The following is a 25,153-nucleotide window of genomic DNA, read 5'->3' on the forward strand; positions in this document are numbered from 1 at the left end:
ATTATAAACTCGGTACAAAGGAATAGCTGCTGAGGGGTCAGGATTCGAGTACCAGCCAATTCCTTCACTGCGCTTATTTCTTCTTTTTACCTTTTTTCATCTTCTTCTGCGCGCGCTTCATGGCCTGCTTCATGGCAAATTCAGTGGCCTTGCCTTTGATGCCGCCGCCGAACATCTGGCTCATGTCGGGCATGGCACCATCGCCTGCACCAGCCGGCATGCCGCCCATCATGTTCTGGAGGGACGACATATCAGGCATTCCCGCTGGCATTTGTCCGCCTCGAGCACCGCCGCGCTGTTTTCCAGCTGCGCCCATCATTGCGGACATGTCGCCGTTCATGACGGCCTGCATCATGTCTTTGGACTGGTTGAACTGTTTGATGAACTTATTGACTTCGACATAGCTGTTGCCTGAACCTGCAGCTAGTCTGCGCCGGCGGGCTGGGCTGAGTTCGACTTCGAGCTGCCGCTCTGCTGGGGTCATAGACAAGACGATGGCCCGTTTGCGGGCGATGTCCTTCGGGTCCACCTTGACGTTGGCTGCGCCGGGGATTTCATTGATGCCTGGAATCATTTTCATAATCTCTTCCATTGGCCCCATACTTGTCACCTGGTCAAGCTGGGCAATAAAATCGCTGTAATCAAAGCGGTTTTCAAGCATTTTTTCAGCCAGCTTTGCCGATTGTTCTTCGTCATAGTTCGCTTGGGCTTTTTCAATCAGGGTCAGCATGTCACCCATTCCGAGAATTCGGCTGGCCATGCGCTCGGGGTAGAAAATCTCCAGGTCTGTCAGTTTTTCTCCGGTACCTGTGAATTTAATCGGTTTCCCGGTGATTTCACGGATTGACAATGCCGCACCGCCCCTGGTATCGCCGTCGAGCTTGGTGATGACGACGCCGGTGATGTCCAGCTGCTCGTCAAAAGTCTTGGCCACTTGAGCGGCCACTTGACCTGTCATGGCGTCAACCACCAGCAGGATTTCGGTCGGATGCGCCAGTTCTTTGATTTCACGGAGTTCGGTCATGAGCTTCTCGTCGATTTCCAGTCGGCCGGCCGTATCAATCAGAACATAGTCGTTGCGCGCTTCTGCGGCTTTGGCCAAGCCGTTTTTGACGATATTGACAGGATTTTCAGCCGTGCCTTCGTCGTAAACGGGGATGTCCAGCTGTTTGCCGAGAGTTTTGAGCTGGTCAATGGCCGCGGGACGGTAAACGTCGCCTGCAATCATCAACGGGCGTGCATTCTGCTCTTCTTTGAGCTTTTTGGCCAGTTTGCCGGCAAATGTCGTTTTACCTGCACCTTGCAGACCAATCATCATGATAATCGTCGGAATATGCGGCGACTTCAGAAGTTCGGCCTCACCGCCGCCGAGAATTGCGGTCAGCTCCTCGTCGACGATTTTGATGACTTGCTGGGCTGGGTCCAGAGCCTCTGAGACTTCTGTGCCGATGGCCCGTTCGCGAATGTTGCGAATGAATTTTTTCACGACGGGTAATGCCACGTCGGCCTCAAGCAGGGCCACGCGGATTTCCTTGGTGATTTCGAGTACGTCGTTTTCGCTGATTTTCCGTTTGCCGCGCAAGCCTTTGAAGACGTTCTGCAGGCGCTCGGTTAAATTTTCAAATGCCATTTATTAGTGTTGCCCTTTCCATGGATATCTTCGGATAGTTACTCTATTTTATCATTTATGAGCTGTTTTGTCGCCCTCTGTTGGCTTGGCCTCTTGCGAGCGGGGAGTTTCGTGTAAATCTGTTTTCACGTCATCAAATCGGACGCTGACGATTTTGGAAACGCCGGCTTCGCCCATGGTTACGCCGTACATGACGTTGGCGGCGGCCATGGTGCCCTTGCGGTGGGTGACCACGATGAACTGGTTGGAGTTGTCAAAGTGGTTCATGTAGTCGCCGAAGCGCTTGACATTTGCCTCATCAAGGGCGGCTTCGACTTCGTCCAGCACGACAAAAGGCACGGTGCGGACGCGTAAAATGGCAAACAGTAAAGCCAGCGCCGTTAGGGCTTTTTCGCCGCCGGACATCAGTGTGAGGCTGCCCAGACGCTTACCTGGAGGCTGCGCGGCAATGTCAACTCCAGCTTCCAGCAGGTCATCACTGGTTAAAATGAGGTCTGCTACGCCGCCTCCGAACATTTGTGCAAAGGTTGTCTTGAAACTGGCACGGATTTCTTCAAAGGCGGATTTGAAGCGGATTTTGACTTCGTCGTCCATTTCGTTAATATTGGACAAAAGGAGCTCTTTTGCCTCTAACAGGTCGGATTTCTGGCTGTTGAGGAATTCGTAGCGCTGGTTGACTTCTTCATACTGGCTGATGGCGTCGAGGTTGACGGGGCCAAGTGCACGGATTTGGCGCTCGTAGCTGCGGAGGTCTTTTTCTTTTTGCGGCTGGTCAGCTTCTTTGATGGTTTCAGATTGGGCTGCGGCTTCGTCAAAGCTGAGCTGGTAGTCTTCTGCGAGTGACTGCTGTGAATCTCTGAGGATTTTTTCTGACTGCTCGATGGCGAGTTCCAGGCGGGTCTTTTTATCGTGGAGGGTCTGATTTTCTTCACGGGCGGCTGAATTCTGCTCGGTTAAGTCGTCCATCTGGGCGGCTAAATCGTCACGTTCGAAACGAAGGCTGACTTGGCGGACATTGGCGGTCTGGAGTTTCTCGCTTGTGTCTGTCAATTGTGCGCTGAGCTGCTCACGGTCCGCCGCATTGAGTTTGACTTCAGTGTTTTGGCTGAGTTGTTCAATTTCTGTGGACAGATTTGTCAATTCTGTCTGGAAACGGGCGCGCTCTGATTCGGCGAAATTCAACTCTGAGTTGATTTTGGACAAAGATACTTTTGTGTCTGTTAACGCTGCGGATTTTTCATTTTGAAGTGCGGTACGCTCGCTCGAACTGGATTTTACGCTGTCCAGTTCGGTGTCCAGTGCCGTTTTCTGCTCAGCAATTTCTGACAGTTTCTGCTCAATTTGCTGATTTTGTTCAGCGAATTCTTGCAGCCGGCTTTCGTGTTCCTCGCCGAAGGCTGACAGTGCCAGGAGCTCTTTGAGGTCATCTTTGTTTTGCTGGAGCTGTGAAATTTTCAGTTCTTGCTCTTTTTCCTGGAGACGTTTTTCCTCGCCTTGCTCACGTAGTGCTGTCAATTCTTCCGCGCTTGTCTGCTGGAGTTCCCGCAGCTGCTGGACTTCGGCCTCTTTCAGTTTCAGCGCATCATCAGATTTTGTCAGTTCTTGCGACAAAGCCGAAATTTCATTGGCGATAAATGTACTGCCGCTCTTATTCTGCCTTGAGCCGCCGGCATAGGAGCCGCCAGGCGATATGAGCGTGCCGTCAAGCGTGACGATGCGGACGTTAAAGCCTTGCGAGCGGGCAATCTGCGTCGCATGCTCCGAAGTGTCCACAATGACTGTACTGCCGAGGAGGCTGGAAATCGCCGGGTAAAGCTGCTCATCATAATCGACCAGGTTACTGGCCAAATCAATGAAGCCGGCCTGGCTTGAAACACGCGCCAAATCACGAAAATCACGCGGCCGAATCGTCGTCAGCGGCAAAAAAGTCGCCCGACCCAGACGCTGGTCGCGCAAATGCTTAATCGCCGCCTGAGCCGCCCGCTCATTTTCAGTGATGATGTTCTGTGCGCCCGCACCCAGTGCGACTTCCAGCGCCACCTCATATTTTTTATCAAAAGACAGCAAATCTGCCACCACGCCAATCAGGCCCGGCAGCTGTGACTTCATGGCCGCACGCACACCCGCGTAGAGATTGCTGTGATTTTCACGAATGTTCTCCAGCGAATTGAGCTGTGCCCGCTGTTTGTTGACGCGCTCAAGCAGCTTGAACTGCTCCTCTTCAGCCGCCGCAGCAGCCGCCTTTTCCTGCTGGTTCTGCAGGTTTTTTTTCTGGAAATCCGACAAGAGCTTCTCGATTTCCGCTTTTAACTGGTCGCAGCTGCTCTGTAGGCCGTCTAACTCTGCGCTGACGGTCTCTAACTTGTCAGAAGTTTCCTGAGTAGAGCTGTCAGACGCTGCCTGTTGACGCAGCAAGTTTTCAGCCTCTGTCTGATTTTTCGTCAGCTGGTTGGACAAAGCCGCCTCTTGATTGACCAATTCCAGATAAGTCTCGCGCAGGCGCTCCATCTGAGTTTCTGGACTGACTGAAAAGTCCTCCAGTTCACGCGCGAGCTGCTGGATTTTTTGTTCTAACTGTGTTTTTTCTGTCTGTAAATCGGCTGATTTGCTGGTATTTTCTTCGATTTGCCGGGTCAGCCGTGTTTTTTGTGCGGTCAGCTCGCTCAGGCGCTCGGCGCGGGCTGTATCTGACTTTTCCTGGTCTGCGGCTGAGCGGTCAAACAAATCGATTTTTCTCTCTAAATCGGCTTTCAGCTCGGTCAGCTGAAGAATCTGTGCCTGCAGGCTTTCACGCTCGGCTTCAGCCGAGTCTCTGCGCTGCTTCAATTCTGACAGGGCTTTTTCGAAGGCTTGCTGGGCTTCGGCTAATTGAGAGAGGCTTTCCAGAGTAGATTTCAGTGTGGAGCTGGCGGTGTCGTATTTGAGTTTTTCTTGGCTGACGCGGGCAATCAGCAAGGATAGTGCCAGTTTTGCCCGCTCAGTGTCCAGCTCTTGGAATTTGAGGGCTGATTCCCGCTGCGCACGCAGCGGGTTTAACTGCCCGGACAGCTCGTAGATGATGTCCTCCAGCCTGTCCAGGTTGTCCTGGGTGCTTTTCAGCTTCGACTGGGTCTCGGTCTTGCGCGTCTTGTACTTCAAAACGCCCGCTGCCTCTTCGATGATGGCGCGGCGCTCTTCGGGCTTTGAGCTGAACACGGACTCGATGCGTCCTTGGGAAATGATGGAAAAGCTGTCACGGCCGAGGCCTGTGTCCAGAAAGAGGTCATGAATGTCACGCAGGCGGCATTTTTTGCCGTTTATCAGAAAGTCTGAATCGCCGTTGCGATAAAGACGCCGTGTCACAGCGACCTCTTTGGCCGGAGAATCCAGATAGCTGTCGCTGTTGTCAAAATGGGCCACAACCTCTGCAAAATTCAGGGCTTTACGCTTTTCAGTGCCCGCAAAAATCACGTCGGGCATTTTCCCGCCGCGCAATGATTTGGCTGACTGCTCGCCTAGCGCCCAGCGCAGAGCCTCGGTGATATTGGACTTTCCGGAGCCGTTCGGCCCCACAATCGCTGTGATGCCGTGGTCGAACTCAATCTTAGTCCGGTCCGCAAAAGACTTAAACCCTGTGATTTCTAGCTTTTTTAAATACATCAGCGTGAATTCCGGATGACCGTCTGAAAGGCGTCTTTCGCCGCTGCTTGCTCTGCCAGCTTCTTAGAGTGCCCGCTGCCTTCACCGAGCCGGCTGTCGTTCTCAAAAACTGCTACTGTGAATGTTTTCTCATGGTCTGGGCCTGTTTCGCTCAGCACACGGTATTCGATTAATGTGTCGCCATTGGCCTGCAGCGCTTCCTGCAGTGCTGTTTTGTAGTCTGTCACGCCTGTGAATTCGCCATCCTCGAACTCGGGAATCACGGCTTGATAGAGGAAGCCCTTGACTGCTTCAAAACCGGCATCCAAAAAGAGTGCGCCCAGAAAGCTTTCGAACAGGTCTTCCATCGTTGAATTCCGTGTTCGGCCGCCTGTCTGCTTCTCGCCATTTCCCAGCAGAATGAACTTGTCGAAGCCGCATTGGCGCGAGAAATTCGCTAGGGATTCGCTGCGCACCAAAGATGAGCGAATTTTTGACAGTTCGCCCTCCGGCCTATCCGGGAACTTCGCATACAGATAATCTGCAATGACCAGCGACAGAGCTGCGTCTCCCAAAAACTCCAAACGCTCATTGTTTGCGGTCTTTGGGAGGTGCTGCTCGTTGGCATAAGACGAATGGGTGAAAGCCCTGACGAGGAGCTCGTCATCTGTGAACTCAATCCCGTAGTCCTTTTTCAGCTTTTTTTGTAAATCTTTCATTAGATATTATTATAACATAACCGCAGGGAACTGCTGAAATCAGAGCGCGAATCCGTTCAAGTTGAACAACTCGAATTAAAATGTTATAATCACTTTCACGAGCCGACATAATTTCTAATCTTGCCAATTAGCATCCGCTAAATGATTAGAACCGGTGGGAGTTCTGGGCTATGATGGTAATGACTTTGACAAAATTTGATTTTGCTGGAGCTGCCTGTATCAGCCGCGAAGGAATCGTGAGAACTTGTCTGCTTGTGTGAACCCTGCAGGCACAGCATTTCTAATGCTGCCCAAATCGAAAGAACTTGATTCAGTTATCCAAATTCATGCGGACATCTGGGTCAAGTTCTTTTTATAGACATTTACATTTTATGGTCATTAGTTCTAAAATTTAACGTGTTTTCCTTTACTTATGGTATAATTAAATCATGTTTTTAAAGTGGTGTTTTATATGATAAATTATCCGTCTGGTATTCAAAAAAAGACGCATCACGTTAAATCTAAACTGCCTGGTCAATCTGACAAGAAAGTAGTGGAATTCGGTAAACGTGGTATGAGTTTTGAAGCCGATATTAATGCAACGAACGAATATTATCTTGCACATAATATCGCAGTTGTTCATAAAAAGCCTACGCCTGTTCAGATTGTTCATGTGGAGTATCCGATGCGCAGCCGGGCAAAGATTACTGAAGCTTATTTTCGCGAGGCGTCAACTACCGATTATTCCGGTGTATATCAGGGGCACTACATTGACTTTGAAGCCAAAGAAACAACCCAAAAACAGTCTTTTCCTCTTAAAAACTTTCATAAGCATCAGATTGAACATATGAAAGCTGTGCTCAAACAAGACGGAATTGCTTTCGTCCTTTTGCACTTTTCACAGCGGCAGGAAACTTATTATCTTCCTTCTTCTTGCCTAATAGACTTTTACGAGGAGAAGCACGGGCTTAAATCTATGCCGCTTTCTCTCATTCAGGAGCAGGGAATTCTGCTTCCTCAACAGCAAATCCCACGAATTCCATTTATTGATATTATTCATTTACAGTTAGGCGGTGATTCACATAGCTGAAAAACGATCGGTTGCCAGCAAGTCTGTTGCGGGTAAGAAAACAAAATATGGGCCGAAAAAGCCTGGGAAAAGCACACGTTTTCGATGGGGACGCCTTTTCAAGTGGCTTGCAATTCCTATTCTGACTATTGGGCTTCTCGGTTTCACTTTTGCTGCTCTTCTTTTTGCTTCTTATGCCTCTACAGCTCCTAAGCTTGAAATGTCAAAACTTGAGTCTAATCCTAACACAAAGATTTTAGACGAAAAGGGCGATGTTATCGCTAAACTTGGTGCAGAGCAGCGGGTTCTTGTCACTACAGACCAGATTCCGATGACGCTGGTAAACGCCGTTACTTCAATTGAAGATCACCGTTTCTTTGAGCATCGGGGAGTGGACCCAGTGCGTATCATGGGCTCTTTTCTCCATAATCTCCAAAGTAATACGACTCAGGGCGGCTCAACCTTGACCCAAGAGCTTCTCAAACTCAGCTTTTTTACAACAAGCGAGGCGGATAGGACCCTTAAACGTAAGGCTCAGGAAGCCTGGATGGCTGTTGAGCTTGAGAAAAAAATCAGCAAGGAAGATATCCTCACACTTTACATCAATAAAGTCTACATGTCCAACAATGTTTACGGCATGCAGACGGCAGCTGAAAGCTTCTACGGAAAGCAGCTCAGCCAGCTCAGTCTGCCGCAGCTGGCCATGTTAGCCGGTATGCCGCAAGCCCCTAATGATTATGACCCTTACAAAAATCCTGAACTGACCAAAAAACGCCGTGACACAGTTTTACAAGAAATGTACCGTTATGGAAAAATCACTAAGGAAGAAGAAACGGCAGCAATTGCTACGCCGATTAATGACGGGCTTCAGCCGCTCAACCAGACCAGCTCGTTTCCTCTCTATATGAACAGTTTCATCACAGAGGCCCTTATACAGGTCAAAGATGCTACCGGCAAGGACCCCAGCACAACGCCGATGACCATCTATACAACGATGGACACTGATGCTCAGCAGCACTTGGAGCAAGTCTTTGACAGTGGTGATTATGTTAATTATCCTGAAAATCAGCAGGTTGCTGCAACGATTGTTGACCCGAAAACAGGGGCTGTTATCGCACAGATGGGCAGAAGAAATCAGACGACTGACTCAATGCTGGGCGATAATCCGGCTGTCAATACGGACCGTGACTGGGGTTCTGCCATGAAGCCAATTACTGATTATGCTCCCGGTATTGACAATGGCACTTTCAAGTCAACTGCGGAAATGTTTAATGATTCGCCTTATAATTATCCTGGGACGAATACGCCTCTGATGGACTTTGACCAGGGCTACCTGGGGAATATCACGATGCGCCTTGCTTTGTGGCAGTCCAGAAATATTCCGGCGGTTAAGGCGCTTGACAAAATCGGCCTTGATACTTCAGCTGCTTTCTTAAAAAGCTTGGGAATTCAGTATTATCCGAGCGAAGTTTATGCAAATGGCATCTCCAGCAACACTGATACTCCTTCTAAAGTTGGTGCCGCTGACCGCAGATATGGTTCAAGCTCTGAAAAAATGGCTGCTGCCTTTGCTTCATTTGCAAACGGCGGAAATTACACAAGTCCCTACTATGTCACAAAAATTACTTATACTGATGGTGAAAGCACTGACCTGACGCCTAAAACGACGCGCGTCATGAAAGAAACGACCGCTTATGCAATGACGGACATGCTCAAGGGAGTTATTCCTAACGGTACAAACGGCTCAAGCTTCCCGCCGAATCGGCTCACTGGCCGAATCTTCCAGGCAGGTAAGACTGGTACGTCGAACTATACTGATGAGGAGTTTGCTAAGAGAAAAGCCGACAGTGAGTTTATCGTTCCTGATGAAACCTTTGTCGGCTACACCAAGGAATACTCAATTGCTGTCTGGACCGGGTTTGACGACCGTGAATACCCTGTACAGGATATTCTCATCCCTGGTGAGGTTTATACAGCCATGATGGAATACTTCTATTCCGATGCTGCAAGTACTGATTGGACAATGCCTGACGGTATTTCCCGTTACGGCACTGAGCTTTATCTGGCAGGGGCGAAGCCGGCTTACAGTGCTCCTCCTAGCAGCTCAAAATCAAGTTCCAGCAGTTCCTCTTCTAGTGCTCCGGAAAGCAGTTCTGACACTCAAAACACTGAAACTCCAGCTCCAAGCTCAAGTTCTGCTGCAGATGGCGGTGATGCTACTACTACTGTTCCACAGTAAAAAAACATAAAAAGCGAAATTGCACAATTTCGCTTTTTATGTTCAAATTTTATATCTTGTCAAACCAGCTGGACTTTGCAGGAATTGTAATCTCAGATAGTTCTGACAAAGCCGCTGTAAAATCCTGGTCTCTCAGCATATGGATTTGTCTCAAATCGACGGTCACGTCCTCAGCACCGGGATTCGCCAGGAAAAGACTGGTTTCACTTGTAGTATGACGCATGACTGCCAGGCAATTGTCTACATAACCGACTGAAAATTCACCGTTTTTAAGTGTTTCATTGCTCAGGCGCTTGTGTGCCCAGTAATGATAAAGTGTATAGAATGGCTCGTGAATGTCGTTCCAGGGGAAGAATTTGCGGTTCTCGGGGTCTTTTCGACCGGTCAGGCCTGCTTCGTCTCCGTAATAAATCGTCGGTACGCCTGGCATCACGAACATCATGCCGATTGACAGGTCCATGTTTTCTTCGCCGACCATGGTCAGGATGCGCTCAGAATCATGTGTGCCGATATTATTAAGGTTCCCGAAGAAGACGGTTTTCGGATAGTTTTCCCGCAGTGTCATCAGCTGATGGGCGACGTCGTTCGCGGTTAGGTTGCCGACTACATAGTTGATAATCAGGTCGCGCAGCGGGTAATTCATCGCGCCTTGCAGTGCATCGCCGAGGATGTAGCTGCGGCGCTGGTCGTAGGCTATTTTATTTGACGCATCTTCCCAAACTTCGCCGATTAGGATTTTCTGGTTGTTTTCTGTGCTCGCTAAATTGGCACGGATTCCTCGAATGAAGCTGTCAGGCAGCTCGTCTGCAACATCTAGGCGCCAGCCGTCTATGTCGAAACTGTCCCACTTGGCAAGGACAGAATCTTTGTCGCCGTAGATGAACTGCTGGAAGGCGGGGTTCATTTTGTCAATCTCGGGCATGTTTTTGAAGCCCCACCAGGATTTGTAGTTGTCCGGCCAGTGATTGAACTTGAACCATTCGTAGTAGGGGCTGTTCTGATTCTGAGCGGCGCCTTCGTTTTCGCCGAAGTTGCCGAAGCGGTTGAAGTAGAGGGAATCGTCGCCGACGTGGCTGAAGACGCCGTCCAGGATGATGTGCATGTCGTTCTCGTGCAGTGTGTCTACGAGTGTCTTGAAGTCTTCTTCTGTGCCTAGCATGGGGTCAATCCGCAGGTAATCCATTGTGTCATAGCGGTGATTCGACTTCGACAGGAAAATCGGGTTCAGGTAGAGGGCATTGACGCCCAGCTCTTTGAGGTAGGGGATTTTCGCTGTGATGCCGCGGAGATTGCCGCCGTAGAAGTCCCAGCGCGCGATTTCTCCGCTTGAATCTTTGACGTAGAAAGGCTCGTCGGTCTCCTGAGCGTACAGGAAGCTGTTCGGCTTGGGCGAGTTAATGTGCCCGTCTAAATTGCCGTTGAAAAAGCGGTCCGGGAAAATCTGGTAAAAGACGGAGTTGCGGTACCAGTCGGGTGTTTCGTCGTTTCCTTCAAAGACGGTGAGCTGAAAGTCATTGACCGCGTCTGCTTCTTCTGTCAAATAACCCTCGCCCCCTTGAGGTGAGGCACCGTAATAAAGTCTGCGGCTGCCCCAGTCGGACTTTTCGATAATTTCAAAGTGATAAAAATACAGTGCACGGCCGTGGTCGAACTTGACTGAAGTCTCAAATGAATCTTCGCTAATGCGAATCAGCTCAAATTCGTGAAGGGCGCCGAAATCACGATGCATAATCAGTTTAACCGCCACATCACCCTCTGCTGTGAATCTAACTGTCATGCTCTCATTGTTTTTGACAGCACCAAAAGGTTTTTTGTAGAATTTCTTCCAGGGATTGAATAAGTACATAAGATACATTATAGCAAATATTTTTGCAAGAGATGGTGAATTAACTATGAAATTTACTGTATTTTTCACTAATTCGACAAATTATGGGAAAGTGTCAAATTTCTTGCCTGTATAAATTATAAGTAAGCAAAAAAACTGCCGAAGCAGCTTTTTTTGTATAATCAGAATATTATCTAGGATTAATTTGCCAAATATTCTCCGCATATTCCCTGACCGTACGGTCTGAGCTGAAGCGCGCCGCATTGGCAATGTTCAGCAGGCAGGACTTGTTCCATGCGTGGCGGTCACGATAGTAGGTCTCCAGGCGCTTCTGGGCGTCTACGTAGGAGTCAAAGTCACGCAGGACGAAATACTCGTCGTTGTAAGTAGTCAGTGAATCAAAAATTTCGCGGCCCTCGTTGTCAATGTTTGGAATTGTGCCGTCGATAAAGGCATTGAGCACGCGCCTTAAAACCGGATTTGTCTCGTAGATTTCGGTTGAGCGGTAGTTGCCGTTGGCCTGGTAATCAAGCACTTCGTCTTTGTCCATGCCGAAGATGAAGATGTTGTCATCGCCGACAGCGTCCTTGATTTCAATGTTAGCACCGTCAAGTGTTCCCATGGTCAGTGCGCCGTTGAGCATGAATTTCATGTTGGAGGTGCCTGAGGCTTCTGTTGAAGCGAGCGAAATCTGCTCGCCGACATTGGCGCCAGGGATGATTTCCTCGGCCAGTGAGACGTTGTAGTTCTCGAGGAAGACGACTTTGATTTTGTCGTCAATCTCTGTGTCGCTGTTAATCATGTTGGCCACTTCGTTGATGGCTTTGATGATGACTTTGGCGTATTGATAACTAGGTGCAGCTTTAGCGCCGAAGATGAAGACGCGCGGTATCATGTCATCGGCCTTGCCGTCTTTGATGTCAAAGTAAAGTTTCAGAATATGGAGCAGATTCAGGAGCTGGCGCTTGTAAGCGTGGAGGCGCTTGACCTGGACATCGAAAATCGCATTCGGATTGACTTCAACACCGTTTTTCTCGAGTATAAACTTGGCAAGACGCTCTTTGTCTTTGAGCTTAACGGCTTCAAGTTTGTTCAGGACTTCGTCGTCATCCTGAAAAGCTTTGAGGACCGTCAAATCGTTCAGGTTCTTGCGCCATGTTTTGCCGATTGTTTCGTCAATCATTGCTGATAAATCTTCGTTCGCAATCTGCAGCCAGCGACGCTCAGCGATACCATTTGTCTTGTTATTGAAGCGTTCCGGGAAAATCACATAAAAGTCGTGTAACACCACGTCTTTGAGCAGTTCAGAATGGATTTTCGCAACGCCGTTCGTTGAGTGTGAACCGATGATGGACAGGTGCGCCATGTTGACCATGCCGTCTTTGATGATACGCGTGTTGTGAACTAGACTTGGTCCCACTTTCGGTGTGTATTCTTTAACAAAGCGGCTGTCGATTTCTGCAATGATTTGGTAAATGCGCGGCAGAAGAGTCGACATCATGTCTTCCGGCCATTTTTCCATGGCTTCAGCCATAATCGTGTGATTGGTGTAGCTCATGACTTTGACCGTCAGCTGCCAGGCGGATTCCCAGCTGATTTCGTGCTCGTCCATCAGAATACGCATGAATTCAGCCACACAGAGTGCCGGGTGGGTATCATTGATATGAACAGCAATATGCTCGGAGATGCGCGATAAAGGCAAATCCAGATTGATGAAATGGTTGACGATACGCTGCAGTCCGGCAGAGACAAAGAAATATTCCTGTTTCAGGCGGAGCAGGCGGCCGGCATAGTTAGAGTCGTCCGGATAAAGCACGGCTGACAAGGTATCAACGTCATGCATATAGTCCAGCGACAGATGCGTTGTGTCTGCGTCTACAGGCAGCTCGGCGCGCCAGAGGCAGAGGTTATTGACCGTTTCATTTTCGTAGCCGACCATGGCTGTGTCATACGGCACTGCCAAAATCGTCTCCTGGTTTTCAAAATGCGGTTTGTAGCGGCCGTGGCCCAGGTCTTCCATCCAGACATTGCCGCCGAATTTGACTTCAACGGTCTTATCGAAGCGGCGGACTTCCCAAGGGTTGCCGTCTTTCAGCCAGACGTCGGGCAGTTCTACCTGGTAGCCGTCAATGATGCGCTGCTTGAAGAGGCCGTATTTGTAGCGGATACCGTTGCCGTTGCCGGGCAGACCTGTAGAGGCCAAAGAATCCATGAAACAACTGGCTAAACGTCCGAGACCGCCGTTACCAATGGCCATATCCTGCTCATTTGTCGAGATTTCGTCCAGATTAATATCCAAATCATCAAGGGCGCTGCGAACAGTGTCAAGAATACCTAAATTCAGAAGATTAGACTTCAGCATACGTCCGGGCATAAACTCAATTGAGAAATAGTAGGCCTGCTTCGTACCTGATGTGTCTTTGTACTCGTTGTCTTTTACCCAAATCTCTGAGTAATACTCTTTCACGACACGCGCCAGCGCCATGTACTCCTCTTCGCTGCTCGCATTCTTGGGAGTTTTTGCACAATTGCGCGTTAATGATTTTTCAAAATCTTCGATAAATTTAGCTTTTGTTAGTTCCATAATTTCTTTCTATAAATAAATTTCTACCCATGCTTGTTTTATATTTTTTAAATTGATTTGTACAGTTCCAGATAAGTGTTTGCCTTGCTTGTCCATGAGAAGTCCTGCGCCATGGCATTCTTGCGGAGTTGGTCAATGATGGCAGGGTCATTCCAATAGAGCGCCACGGCACGATTGACAGCCTTGTAGAGAACATCACCGTCAAAGTCGACGAAGCCGAAGCCGGTCCCTGTCTTGGTCAGCGGATTATAAGGAATGACCGTGTCTTTGAGGCCGCCGATTTCATGCACAATCGGCAGTGTGCCGTAGCGCATCGAAATCATCTGGCTGAGACCGCAGGGCTCAAAGGCCGACGGCATCAGGAAATAGTCTGAACCAGCGTAAATTTCCTGAGCCAGCTGTAAATCAAAGGCAATTGTACAGGAGAATTTCTCCGGGTATTTCGCAGCAAAGTAACGGAAGCCATTCTCTATATCGCTGTATCCCGTGCCAATCAGAACAATTTGAACTTCTTCTCCTTCTAAAAGCCGCTCCATCTGTGAGAGAATCAGGTCGAATCCTTTCTGGTTGGTTAAACGGCTTACCATGCCAATCAGCGGAACACCCGCATCAGACGGGAGACCCATCTTCATCTGGAGATGTTCCTTGGCCTTAGCCTTGCCCGCCATATTTTTAACATTAAAGTGATTAGTCAAATAGGTATCTGTTGCAGGATTATAGACATCATAGTCAATTCCGTTCAGAATCCCCGAGAGCTTGCCGCTGACCAGCCGCAAAATGGGGTCCAGCCCGCAGCCGAACTCAGGAGTCTTGATTTCCTCTGCATAGCTCGGAGACACTGTCGTGACGCGATGCGCATAGAAAATGCCAGCCTTGAGGAAATTCAGCGCCCCGTTGAACTCAATTGTGCCGTCGTAATAGCGCTCCATGCCCATGCCGAACAGGTCAGACAGGACATTGGGGTCCATCGCCCCCTGAAACTCAATATTGTGAATCGTCAGAACCGTGCGAATCTTGTGATAAGCGCTAATCCAGCTGTATTTCTCCTTCAGGAGGAAGGGAATCATGGCTGTGTGGAAGTCGTTAACGTGCAGAATATCCGGAATCCAGTCAAAACGCTCCAGGAGCTGACAGACTGCCAGCTGGAACCAGGCCCAGCGCTCGCCGTCATCCATGTAGCCGTAAAGCCCTTCGCGGCCGAAATACTGTTCATTTTCCAGAAAAATGTATTTCACGCCGTCTTTTACCATGGTGTTCACACCGACAAACTGGCGCCGCCAGCCGACATTAACGAAATCATAGAACTGGAACTGCAGCTGGTCACGGTATTCTTTTTTCATGCCGGAGAAAAGCGGCAGGACGACTTGAACCTCCTGACCTTTCTTCGCCAGTTCTTTGGGCAGTGCCCCCATCACATCGCCGAGTCCGCCGGTCTTAAAAAACGGCGCACATTCGCTTGCTGCGAATAGGATTTTCATATTTTCTTCCTTTCTGATTTCTCAGTAGACAAGAACAACTTTTTTATTATAACATTTTGAAAAATTAAAATCAATGCAAACCTTTGCGCAAATCTGAAGCTCTGGAGCCTGCCAAACTTAATTTGCGTAATTTTTTGTTCAGTTGCTCTGTTACTTTATTATTTTGACTGGAAAAAAGCTCTGTCCGTCTTTAGCTGCAGACAAAACTTTTTCCAGACAGAATGATGATTATTGTGCAATAATATCGCTGGTGACATGTGCGCCCTTAGGGATGACGATAGGATTATCAGGCGTACCCTCAATCTTGACCCCCTCAATGACAACATTTTTATCAATAATCGCATATTTAATCTGAGCGCCGCTCTTAATCTGCGCAGACGTGAAGACAAGCGACTTATCAACAATCGTGTCCGCCTCGATAATACTGCCGCGGCTTATCAGCGAGTCCATCACGACACCTCTGACAATACAGCCGGAGCCGAATTGCGAGCGGTGCGCCCAGCTGTTCTCCGCAAAGAAAGTCGGCACTTCATTCTTAATCTTAGTATAAATCGGTTTCGCGCCGTAAAGCAGGCTAGTGAAATTACTCGGCTCGAGCATGGCCATATTGGCATCATAATAAGACTTGATGTCCAGAACATTACTGATGTAGCCCGTGTACTCGTAAGTATTCGTGTCCGTATCCCAAAGGTGGTTGCGCAATAGGCGTGAAATTGATGAAAACTCGCCGTTCTCCTGCATTCTTTCAATGAATTTAATCAGCCAATCCGTATCCACTATAAAGGTATTGAGCGACAGGTTCTCGTACTCCTGAACTGTGCCTTCTTCCTGAATCTGTTTGAAATTCACGCCGTAAACACGATTATTCACGTCAAATCTGACTACAGTGTCCGTTGGCTCAAAGTTCTCTGACAACATCTTTTTATAGACAGTTGTGATATGTTTGTCCGAGCCCTGATGAATCTTCAGAACTGCCTGTAAATCCACGTTGGCGATGATTTTGCTGCCGATGAGGACAGTATAAGGCGCATCTGATTTTTTCAGGAAATTAATCTGGGCATCAAAGTAGGACAGACCCTTGTCTTTTTTTCGCTCAAAATCCTGCTGAATGTACACAAACATGTGTGAAGACAGAGAGTCCAGGCCCCACTCTTTGCCAGAGCGGATGTGGTCAAACACGGACTGTGTTTCGCCTTCGTTAAAGACCATCAGCACATTTTTGACATTGGCATTGGACAGGGCGGACAGCGGGAAGTCAATCAGACGGTATTTGCAGTCAAAAGGCAGCGTTGCCAGAGGACGCTCTTTGGTCAAAGGAGACAGTTTATCGTAGGTTGTCACATTTGACAAGAGCGCGCACATTTTATTTGCATTGTTCATTATTGTTCATTCTCCTCTCCTACAACCTCTCTGTGACCGATAACTGCGATATCATCCGGTGTTCCAATCACGGATACATTGTCTGAAATATGGGCATTTTCACCCACAATAGCATATTTTATGGTGACATTTTTACCGATGTAGCTGCCGGACATGATGAAACTGTCTTCGACGGTGGCGTTTTCGTGAATCTCGACATTCTGCGAAATCACTGAATGAGAAATTGTGCCGTCAACATAGCAGCCGTCACCAATCATGGAATTGTGGACAAGTCCTTTGCTGGTAATGAAATGCGGCGTTGAAATGTCGTTTCGGCTGTAAATGCGCCAGCTCTTGTCGTAGATATTGAGCGCATTGCCGGCCGACAGGAATTCCATTGTGGCTTCGTGGAGACTGGCAATCGTACCAACGTCCTTCCAGTAGCCGGAGAAGCGGTAAACAAAGACGTTTTCGCCGCTGTCAATGTAGCCTGGAATGACATTGTGCCCGAAATCTTCAACACTCACGCCTTTCGACTGATTGGTCGTCAGAAATTCGCGCAGACGCTTCCAGGTAAAGATGTAAATTCCCATCGAAGCCAGATTTGACTTCGGTTCATCAGGTTTTTCCTCAAATTCGATAATACGGCCATTGTCATCAGTGTTCATGATGCCGAAACGGCTGGCTTCTTTGAAAGGCACTTCCATAACAGACACAGTCAATGACGCGCCTTTGTCAATGTGCTCTTGAAGCATGCGCTCATAATCCATCTTGTAAATGTGGTCGCCTGACAGAATCAGGACATACTCCGGGTCCATCTTGTCAATGTAGTCCATGTTCTGATAGATGGCATGCGAGGTACCTTCAAACCACTTACTGCCCTCCTGCGAGCCATAAGGCTGCAGAATCGTCACACCAGTGTTGATGCCGTCAAGTCCCCAAGGGGCGCCATTTCCAATGTGTGTATTCAGCTCCAGCGGCTGATACTGCGTGATGACACCGACGTTGTGAATATTGGAATTCGCGCAGTTTGACAACGCAAAATCAATGATTCGATAACGACCGCCGAAAGGTACAGCGGGTTTTGCAACATCTTTCGTCAACTTTCCGAGGCGGGTCCCCTGACCGCCAGCTAGAATTAATGCAAGCATTCCATTTGCCATAATTAATTCTCCTTTTCTATATAAGATGTGAAGCAGGCCCGTTTTGAAGCGTAGAAATTTAGGAAAATTAGGTTCTGCCGCAAGGCAGGTTCTAATTTTATCTAATTTCCTAGCTTCAGGCCTGCTGAACTCAGTTAAGAGTTCATAAATTTTAGACATTTTGAATTAGTTCGTTTCAGAACGTTTTGAAGCGTAGAAATTTAGGAAAATTAGGTTCTGCCCGCAGGGCAGGCTCTAATTTTATCTAATTTCCTAGCTTCAGGCCTGCTGCAACTCGACTAGGCTCTTCAGCGCCATAGCGAGAGTCGACAACAGCGTCCGTAGGACGCAGACAATTTCAGAAGCTTCAGCTTCTAGAAATTGCCAGAGCTTTAGCTCTGTGTGAACTCAGTTAGAGTTCATAAATTTTAGACATTTTGAATTAGTTCGTTTCAGAACATTTTGAAGCGTAGAAATTTACCCCTAAAGGGGAAAGCGACCTCTAAACCGCTAAAGCGGTAAGAGTCTGCTTAGGAAATCGCGGTTCTACCGCAAGGCAGGTTCCCAATTTATCTAATCTTCTAGCTTCAGGCCTGCTGCGACTCGACTAGGCGCTTCAGCGCCATAGCGAGAGTCGACAACAGCGTCCGCAGGACGCAGACAATTTCAGAAGCTTTAGCTTCTAGAAATTGCCAGAGCTTTAGCTCTGTGTGAACTCAGTTAGAGTTCATAATTTTTAGACATTTTGAATTAGTTCGTTTCAGAACGCTTAGAATCCTGAATAAAATCTGACAAATAGTCAGTCAAATCCTGCGCAGCTGCCAAATCCTCCAGATTCAGATGGAGACGATAACGCCAGTAATAATAAGTATAAGCAGGATTATTAATCCGGGTTAACTCGGCATCCGGATTCCGGAATTCTTCGGTCAGGTCAAGCCAGTCCTGAATCGGGAAAATCGCCAGCATCGCATCTGTATTGAGCGCACGCTTGACAATTTCCTGAATAATCTCCGGACTCGCTTCTGCTGCGGCTTCGCCCTCCCAGTGCATGATTTCGCTGTAATAACGCTGAATCTGCTCTCGGTCTTCAAGCCACCAGAGACGCAGCGGCGTTGTGTCATGGCTTGAGGTTGTAATGACTGACAAATACGGCGTATGCGACAAATCACTGACAAAATTGTTTTCCTCAGGCATGCGCTCAATAATCAGACGCAGAATCTGCAGCTGCCACATGACGTCAGGCACATTACTCGGCACCATGCCGAGGTCTTCGCCGCAGGCCAGCATGTCAGTGGCATTTTTGATTGCCGGGAGCTTTTTGAGCGCCATGTCCTGCCAATAAGTATAATTTCGACCATAAAAGTAATTATTGTGCAAGACTTCAAGCTGATATTTAAAGGCATCGCCGAATTCTCTGAAAGAAATGGTCTCCATCAGTTTGATGCGGGGATGGAAGAGCTCCGGATTCTTATGGTCACGAATGAAAACGACATTTTCCTGCAGGCGGTAAAGGCCGTCGCGCTGCCATTCTTCAATGCTGTTGTCCAGACTGACTTTTCGCTGCGTCTCATAATCAGCTTTCAGGCGATAATTGCCGTTGCCGGTATAGTCCAGAAAGTGCTGAATGATACTGTCCCGGTTGTCGCGGCCGAAGATTTCGTCAATGACCCAATCCTTGATAAAAGGCTCTGTGAAACGCTCAATGCCCCAGTATCTGAAGGGAATGCCGTAAGATTCGATTTCTTCTGCTGTCAGCGGCAAGGCCGGCGAGAAATGTCCCAGCAAGCCGCGTACCGCATCGCCAGGGTTCTCCCAAATCCTGAAAAATCCGAGAATGTGGTCAAGCCGGTAGGCATCGAAGTACTCTGCCATATTGCGCATGCGCTTCTGCCACCAGGCATAGCCGTCTTCGGCCATTTTCGGCCAGTTATAGGTCGGGAATTCCCAGTTCTGCCCTGTCGTCGAAAAGACGTCCGGAGGCGCACCTGCCTGCATATCAAGATTGAAAAGCTCTGGATTTGCCCAGGCATCGGCTGATTTCCGGTCAACGCCGACGGAAATGTCGCCTTTGACGGCAACGCCGAGCTCGTGACAGTAGTCAACCGCGTCCTTGAGCTGTTTATGGAGCAGGTACTGCACAAATATGTGCAATTTCAGTTTGACGGCCGCAGACTCATTCTTGCAGAGCTCTTCGTAGAGAGTGTCGGAATAGGTTCTCTCGCCCATGTCCCACTGCTCAAAATCCGCCGTCTTATGCGCGTCGCGGAGATAGCAAAAAGCCGCGTAAGGATTGAGCCAGAACTCACGCGCACGATAAAACTCTTTAAAATCAGAGCCTGCGAAAATGTCTTCGCTGAATTTGTCGAAAATGAGCTGGGCGAAACGCCATTTGAAGTCCAGCGTCCGCTCGTAGTCAATCTGCTTGAGCGCGTTTAATTTCTCTGCTTCAGCAGTAAATTTTGCCGACTCAGTTTTGCTGAGCTTCGGCAGAAATTCAGAAAAGTCCAGATAAACCGGATGCAGCGCAAATACTGAGTTCGCGCGGTAGGGCGACGTGTCTTTCCAGTCCATGAATATCGTCGTGTCGTTAATCGGCAAAAGCTGAATGATGTCCATGCCGCTTTTTGCGGCGAAATCTGCCAGAAGTTTTAGGTCGGTAAACTGCCCGATGCCCCAGGACTTCTTACTGCGCAGAGAAAAAATCGGTACCGCTAAGCCCGTATGATACGGCTTTGGTCCATGTGGTTTAAGTACAAAGTTTTTCGTCATATGCACCACTTTCTATTGGCCGCTGTCCTAAGCCTCCCCCAGTTGGCTCTGCAGATGTCTGTATTGAACGGCCGGCGTTTTCGCAAACGTTTTCACACCTTATTATATCAATTTATTCAAATTTTTGCACAATTTAAAAACAAAAAAAGACGAACATTTCGTTAAAGTTCGTCTTTTTTTATCAAATTAGTCAATAATCCGTTAATCAGCTTCGAAGCGTTCGCATCTGAAAAGTCCTTCGCCAAGTTAATGGCCTCGTCAATGGCGATACGGTCCGCAACCTCAGAATAGAGAATTTCATAAGCGCCTAAACGTGCGATGGCGCGGTCAATCACGGTCAAACGCTCCATTGACCAGGACTTCATCAGGAATTTGGACAAAGTCAAATCAATCGTCTTTTGATTTGTCCGCACCCCTTCAACCAGTTTGTCGAAAAAGTCACGATTTTTCTGGCTGAATTCACGCCCGTCCAGAATATAAGCCAGCAAATCTGCCTCTGACTGTTCCGGCCGCACTTCCATTGAATAAAGAAACTGTATAGAAACTTTTCGGATTTCGTGTTGTGTCAAACTTTCCTGGTCCTGATTAATTGGCATCAAAAAATCCTTCCTTGAACAAATCATTGAAATCAGGCTTTTCAGCTGATTTCGGCACAATTCCCATGATGTGAACATTGACCTCAGAGATTTCGATTTCGGTCAATGCAAAGACTTTTTCCGACACTTCGTGCTGGATTGTCTGCGCCACTTCGGGCACGCGCACACCGGCAATCAGGAAAAGGTACAAATCGACTGCGACTTTTTCGCCGTCAGATTTAATATAAACGCCTTTTCCTTCAGCTTTTTTGCCGACGGCCTCCAGGGTACGTTTATTGCGCAGTGCATAGACACCGTCAACTTTTGAGGCGGTCACGCCAACGATGACCTCCAGCACCTCGGGGGCAATCACGATTTCGCCAAGATTATCTGTAATTTCTGCCATGGTCTCTCCTTTTGAATAGCATTCGCCCAAGGGCTCGGCCAGAATAGCATTCGCGACAAGCTTTCGGCCATAAATAGCGTTCGCGCTTATAAATCATATTCGCGTGAACGCTCTAATTTATTGTTTCAACTTTTTGTGCTTAAGCGCGTTTCAGGTATTCACCTGTCTGCGTGTTGATTTCAAGTTTAGTTCCAACTTCGACAAAGTCCGGCACATTGACAACCAGGCCAGTTTCCAGAGTAGCAGGCTTGCCTGAGCCGGTGACAGTTGCGCCTTTGATGGCCGGCTGTGTGTCCGTTACAGTCAAAGTAACAGTCGTCGGCAGCTGAATACCGATGACTTCAGTTCCGAAAAATTGAATCTTAACATCAGTATTTTCAAGAACATAAAGCAATTCATCTTTAACCTGCTCAACCGGGATTTCATATTGCTCAAAAGTTTCATTGTTCATGAAATAGGCCGTGTCATCCATCTGATAAAGATATTGTGCATTGACCGTGTCAATCACTGCCTGCTCAAATTTGTCCTCAGGACGATAAGTATCGTCAAATACAGAACCCGTGCGCACATCGCGCAGTTTCATACGCATGATGGTATTGCCTTTACCTGGTTTGTGGTGACTTGCCTCTACAACGCGAAGAAGCTTGTCTCCGTTTAAAAATGTCATGCCTGTTTTGAGTTCGTGTGCTGCTACCATTAAATTATTTCTCCATTGCTATTTCGTTATTAACAGTTAATTTTAGCATATTAGGCGCCAGATTTCAAATCCCGCTCTTTTTTAGATGACAATTAGCTCCTTAGGTGACTGCGTCAAAACCTCACAGCCGTTAGCAGTAATCAAAAGGTCATCTTCAATCCGCACGCCGCCGAAATTCGACAGGTAAATGCCGGGTTCGTCTGTGACAACCATGTTCTCTTGCAAGAACTGCTCCGTCATCTTCTGATTAAAGAAAGGCACCTCATGAATATCCAGTCCAAAGCCGTGTCCGATACCATGCGTAAAGAACTTGCCATAACCAGCCGCCTCAATCACATCCCGCGGAATCTTGTCAAACTCAGCAAACGACAAACCAGCCTGAGCCTGCTTAATCAGCGCAGAATTGGCCGCCAGCACCGTCTCATAAACCTCGCGCATCTTGTCATCCACCTGGCCGACAAAAACCGTCCGCGTCATGTCGCTGGCATAATGCTCATAGAAACAGCCGAAGTCCATCGTCACCGCATCGCCGAATTCAATCGGCTTATGGCTGGCAACACCGTGAGGCAAGGCACTGCGTTTGCCGGACGCCACAATTGTCTCAAAAGAGAGGCCCGAAGCGCCAAGTTCACGCATTCTGAAATCCAGGAAATTCGCCACTTCAATCTCAGTCCGGCCCGGCACAATGAACTTCAGCACGTCCGTAAAGGCCTGGTCAGTAATCTGACAAGCCTTTCGAATCAGTTCTATCTCGTCTTCATCTTTAATCTGCCGCTCAGACATGAAAAAGTTATTCGTTGGAACCAGCTCCATTTTCAGCAAATCCGCCAAAGCCTGATAGGTCGCAAAGTCGACCGTGTCTTCAAAGCCGATTTTCGCTAAGCCCACCGCCTTTTGCGCAATTTCAGCCAACGGTTCACGCGTTGAAATAACCGTCATATTTTGGACAATTTCTTTTGCAATGTCGATATAGCGGTCATCGGTCAAGAAATAATCCTGATTTTTCGTCAGGAAAACTGTGCCTGCAGTGCCCGAAAAGCCCGTCAGGTAATAGATATTTTTCATATCTGTCACAATAAAGCCATCCAGAGCTTGGGCCGCCATTTTCTCTTTTATTTTTTCTGTTCTCATGGCTTTATTGTACAAAACAAAGCCCTATTTTTCAAGGACTTTGCTGATTTATTATTCGTTTCTATATTTTTGAACATTGGAGGTATTCTCGACAAAGAAACGGTAAATTTGGGTGATTACCAAGTCACAACCCAAGCGCGCAGTCCTTGTGACTGGTAGACGCCGATGGCCATTGAGATTTGCTCTTCTAAGCTCATGCCTGGATATTCGCCGTGGCCGAGCAGCTGGAAGAGGCCGTAAGCGCCGGATGAGCTGTTGACTGCATTTGGATTGCCGCCTGATTCAGCCATGATGATGTATGTCCATTGGTCGGCACTGACGCCTGTACTTGCAGCCATTTTGTTAGCGGCGTATGAGACGATGTCACCGCCTGCAGCAGGCGCTGCTGGCGCTGGTGCTGCAGGAGCAGGAGCCGCCGGTGCAGCTGGTGCTGGTGCCGCCTTCTTGCTTGATTCTACTTTCTGTGCCGTTTGCTCTGCAGCTGCAGAAGCACCAGCCCAGCCATTCTGTGCATAGATTTCATTGACTCTATCCTGAACAGCTTGGGCGTCAAATTTAGCTTCTGTCAGCTTCTGTACACGCTCCGCACCATTGCCGAAATCGCCGTGGATGACAAGAAGCGCTGTCTGATTGATTTCTTCAGCAGTTTTAGCAGCTGTTGTCTGAACAGTTGCTGCAGCTGGCTTAGAAGTTTCAGCAGAAACATTTGTATGTGACAGAAACAGACCTGCACTTAAGAGAACAGCTGTAAATGCTGCGCTCAGCTTAAATTTCAGACCTGTCCGACTTTGTTTTTGTTGTAATGAATTACACATAAAATAAAGATTTTTCCTTTTGAGTTGTATTTACACAAACTTTCGAATTCACTAATATTTATTATAATTAACAGATATTAGACAAAAGATGTGTATTTGTCTCTTTAAAAGATACTTGTACAGTATAAACATTTATTATTACATTTTCATTACAGTCAAGTAAACATTTTGTTATTTTATATTACAAAATAATTAAAAGTGTCTATTTTCTATTTTATTTTATGCATAAAAAGATGAAAATTACTTCAGATTATAGACAAATCTATTAAAAATCCTGGCAGGTGATTTCGCCTGATTTTCAGACAGGAACACGAAAGTGCCCAAATTTCGCGTTAGCAGATTAAAATAAAACAAAGCCCATTTTAAAGACTTTGTTATTGTGGTTTATAAATTGTGCAGCTTGTATTACCAAGTCACCACCCAAGCGTGTAAACCTTGTGACTGATAAACTTGAGTTGCCATTGCAATCTGCTCGTCTACACTCATGCCTGGATACTCGCCGTGACCAAGAAGCTGGAGCAGTCCGTAGGCACCTGATGAGCTGTTAACAGCACTAGGATTGCCGCTTGATTCTGCCATGATGATGTTCGTCCATTCAGCTGCGCTTACACCCGTGTTTGCGGCCATCTTATTCGCGGCATATGAAACAACATCAGTGCCCATGCTAGAATTTGTATCCGCTGCAGGAGTTGCATTGCTGGACGTTGATGCAATGCCTGCATTGATGTTTGTATTTGTTTGTCCAGCTTCCGCCATAGACTGAATAGTCTGATCAGCGACTGCATACGCTCCTGACCAGCCCCACTGCTGATAAAAGCTGTTCACTTGATTTTGAACGGTTTCTACGTCAAAACCAGCTTCTGTCAGTTTTTGTACACGCTCGTCGCCATTACCCAAATCACCATGAATCACCAGAAGTGCTTCTTGATTAATTTCATCTTGAGTTCTAACGATTGGCTGCGCTGGCAATAAATTTTGAGTCGTTTCAGCTGTAACTGCTTTAGAATCGTCAGCAGAAACTGTATGTGGCAAAACTAAGGCGGTAAAACCAGTGCTCAATAATGCCGCACCAAATATAGTAGTTTTTTTAATGTTCAGTCCTGATTGACTTGGCTTTT

Annotated in this window: 17 protein-coding genes; 2 read left to right on the forward strand and 15 right to left on the reverse strand. The window is 47.8% G+C overall.

What is annotated here, in order from left to right; all coding sequences use genetic code 11:
* Positions 1-73: 73 nt before the first annotated feature.
* The 3 genes from ffh to rnc are packed head-to-tail and all read right to left on the reverse strand — an operon-like array spanning position 74 to position 5,967.
* Positions 74-1,630 (reverse strand): signal recognition particle protein, encoded by a 1,557-nt coding sequence (ffh, locus tag ACYQ2E_RS01875; protein ID WP_460016357.1) that lies wholly within the window; start codon positions 1,628-1,630, stop codon positions 74-76.
* Positions 1,631-1,681: 51 nt separating this feature from the next.
* Complete coding sequence (gene smc / locus ACYQ2E_RS01880) at positions 1,682-5,269, reverse strand: chromosome segregation protein SMC (protein ID WP_460016358.1); 3,588 nt, start codon at positions 5,267-5,269, stop codon at positions 1,682-1,684.
* Positions 5,269-5,967, reverse strand: coding sequence for a ribonuclease III (gene rnc / locus ACYQ2E_RS01885; RefSeq protein ID WP_460016359.1), 699 nt, complete (start codon positions 5,965-5,967; stop codon positions 5,269-5,271). Before rnc ends, smc begins: the two co-directional genes overlap by 1 nt.
* Positions 5,968-6,418: 451 nt before the next feature.
* On the opposite strand from rnc, the gene recU reads away from it, so the two are divergent.
* Together recU and ACYQ2E_RS01895 are read left to right on the forward strand one after the other, a co-directional pair.
* Entirely contained in the window at positions 6,419-7,036 is a 618-nt protein-coding gene (gene recU, locus ACYQ2E_RS01890; RefSeq protein ID WP_460016360.1) for a Holliday junction resolvase RecU, read from the forward strand.
* A gap of 199 nt (positions 7,037-7,235) precedes the next feature.
* On the forward strand, positions 7,236-9,254 hold the full coding sequence (locus ACYQ2E_RS01895) for a transglycosylase domain-containing protein (protein ID WP_460016361.1): 2,019 nt from the start codon (positions 7,236-7,238) through the stop codon (positions 9,252-9,254).
* Positions 9,255-9,303: 49 nt separating this feature from the next.
* On the opposite strand, the gene ACYQ2E_RS01900 is transcribed toward ACYQ2E_RS01895, so the two are convergent.
* The 12 genes from ACYQ2E_RS01900 to ACYQ2E_RS01955 form a co-directional block, all read right to left on the reverse strand.
* A complete protein-coding gene (locus ACYQ2E_RS01900; RefSeq protein WP_460016362.1) occupies positions 9,304-11,100 on the reverse strand; it encodes a glycoside hydrolase family 13 protein in 1,797 nt (598 codons plus the stop codon).
* A gap of 169 nt (positions 11,101-11,269) precedes the next feature.
* Positions 11,270-13,663 (reverse strand): glycogen/starch/alpha-glucan phosphorylase, encoded by a 2,394-nt coding sequence (locus ACYQ2E_RS01905; protein ID WP_460016363.1) that lies wholly within the window; start codon positions 13,661-13,663, stop codon positions 11,270-11,272.
* Positions 13,664-13,710: 47 nt separating this feature from the next.
* Positions 13,711-15,141: a glycogen synthase GlgA gene (gene glgA / locus ACYQ2E_RS01910; RefSeq protein WP_460016364.1), complete on the reverse strand. Its 1,431-nt coding sequence runs from the start codon at positions 15,139-15,141 to the stop codon at positions 13,711-13,713.
* Positions 15,142-15,369: 228 nt separating this feature from the next.
* A complete protein-coding gene (glgD, locus tag ACYQ2E_RS01915) occupies positions 15,370-16,521 on the reverse strand; it encodes a glucose-1-phosphate adenylyltransferase subunit GlgD (protein WP_460016365.1) in 1,152 nt (383 codons plus the stop codon).
* The gene (locus tag ACYQ2E_RS01920) at positions 16,521-17,663 is read right to left on the reverse strand and encodes a glucose-1-phosphate adenylyltransferase (protein WP_460016366.1); all 1,143 of its coding nucleotides are present in this window, start codon (positions 17,661-17,663) and stop codon (positions 16,521-16,523) included. The genes glgD and ACYQ2E_RS01920 overlap by 1 nt, the downstream gene beginning before the upstream one ends.
* A gap of 729 nt (positions 17,664-18,392) precedes the next feature.
* A complete protein-coding gene (locus ACYQ2E_RS01925) occupies positions 18,393-20,411 on the reverse strand; it encodes a 4-alpha-glucanotransferase (RefSeq protein WP_460016367.1) in 2,019 nt (672 codons plus the stop codon).
* Positions 20,412-20,572: 161 nt separating this feature from the next.
* A complete protein-coding gene (gene nusB, locus ACYQ2E_RS01930) occupies positions 20,573-21,007 on the reverse strand; it encodes a transcription antitermination factor NusB (protein WP_460016368.1) in 435 nt (144 codons plus the stop codon).
* A complete protein-coding gene (locus ACYQ2E_RS01935) occupies positions 20,997-21,392 on the reverse strand; it encodes an Asp23/Gls24 family envelope stress response protein (RefSeq protein WP_460016369.1) in 396 nt (131 codons plus the stop codon). Before ACYQ2E_RS01935 ends, nusB begins: the two co-directional genes overlap by 11 nt.
* A 139-nt stretch (positions 21,393-21,531) precedes the next feature.
* Positions 21,532-22,089, reverse strand: a complete 558-nt coding sequence (efp, locus tag ACYQ2E_RS01940; RefSeq protein WP_460016370.1) for an elongation factor P — start codon at positions 22,087-22,089, stop codon at positions 21,532-21,534.
* Positions 22,090-22,170: 81 nt separating this feature from the next.
* Positions 22,171-23,220: a M24 family metallopeptidase gene (locus ACYQ2E_RS01945; protein ID WP_460016371.1), complete on the reverse strand. Its 1,050-nt coding sequence runs from the start codon at positions 23,218-23,220 to the stop codon at positions 22,171-22,173.
* Between the two features lie 116 nt (positions 23,221-23,336).
* Positions 23,337-24,035: a transglycosylase SLT domain-containing protein gene (locus ACYQ2E_RS01950; protein WP_460016372.1), complete on the reverse strand. Its 699-nt coding sequence runs from the start codon at positions 24,033-24,035 to the stop codon at positions 23,337-23,339.
* Positions 24,036-24,440: 405 nt separating this feature from the next.
* Positions 24,441-25,067, reverse strand: a complete 627-nt coding sequence (locus ACYQ2E_RS01955; RefSeq protein ID WP_460016373.1) for a transglycosylase family protein — start codon at positions 25,065-25,067, stop codon at positions 24,441-24,443.
* Positions 25,068-25,153 lie beyond the last annotated feature (86 nt).

Source organism: Lactovum odontotermitis (genome assembly GCF_054658595.1).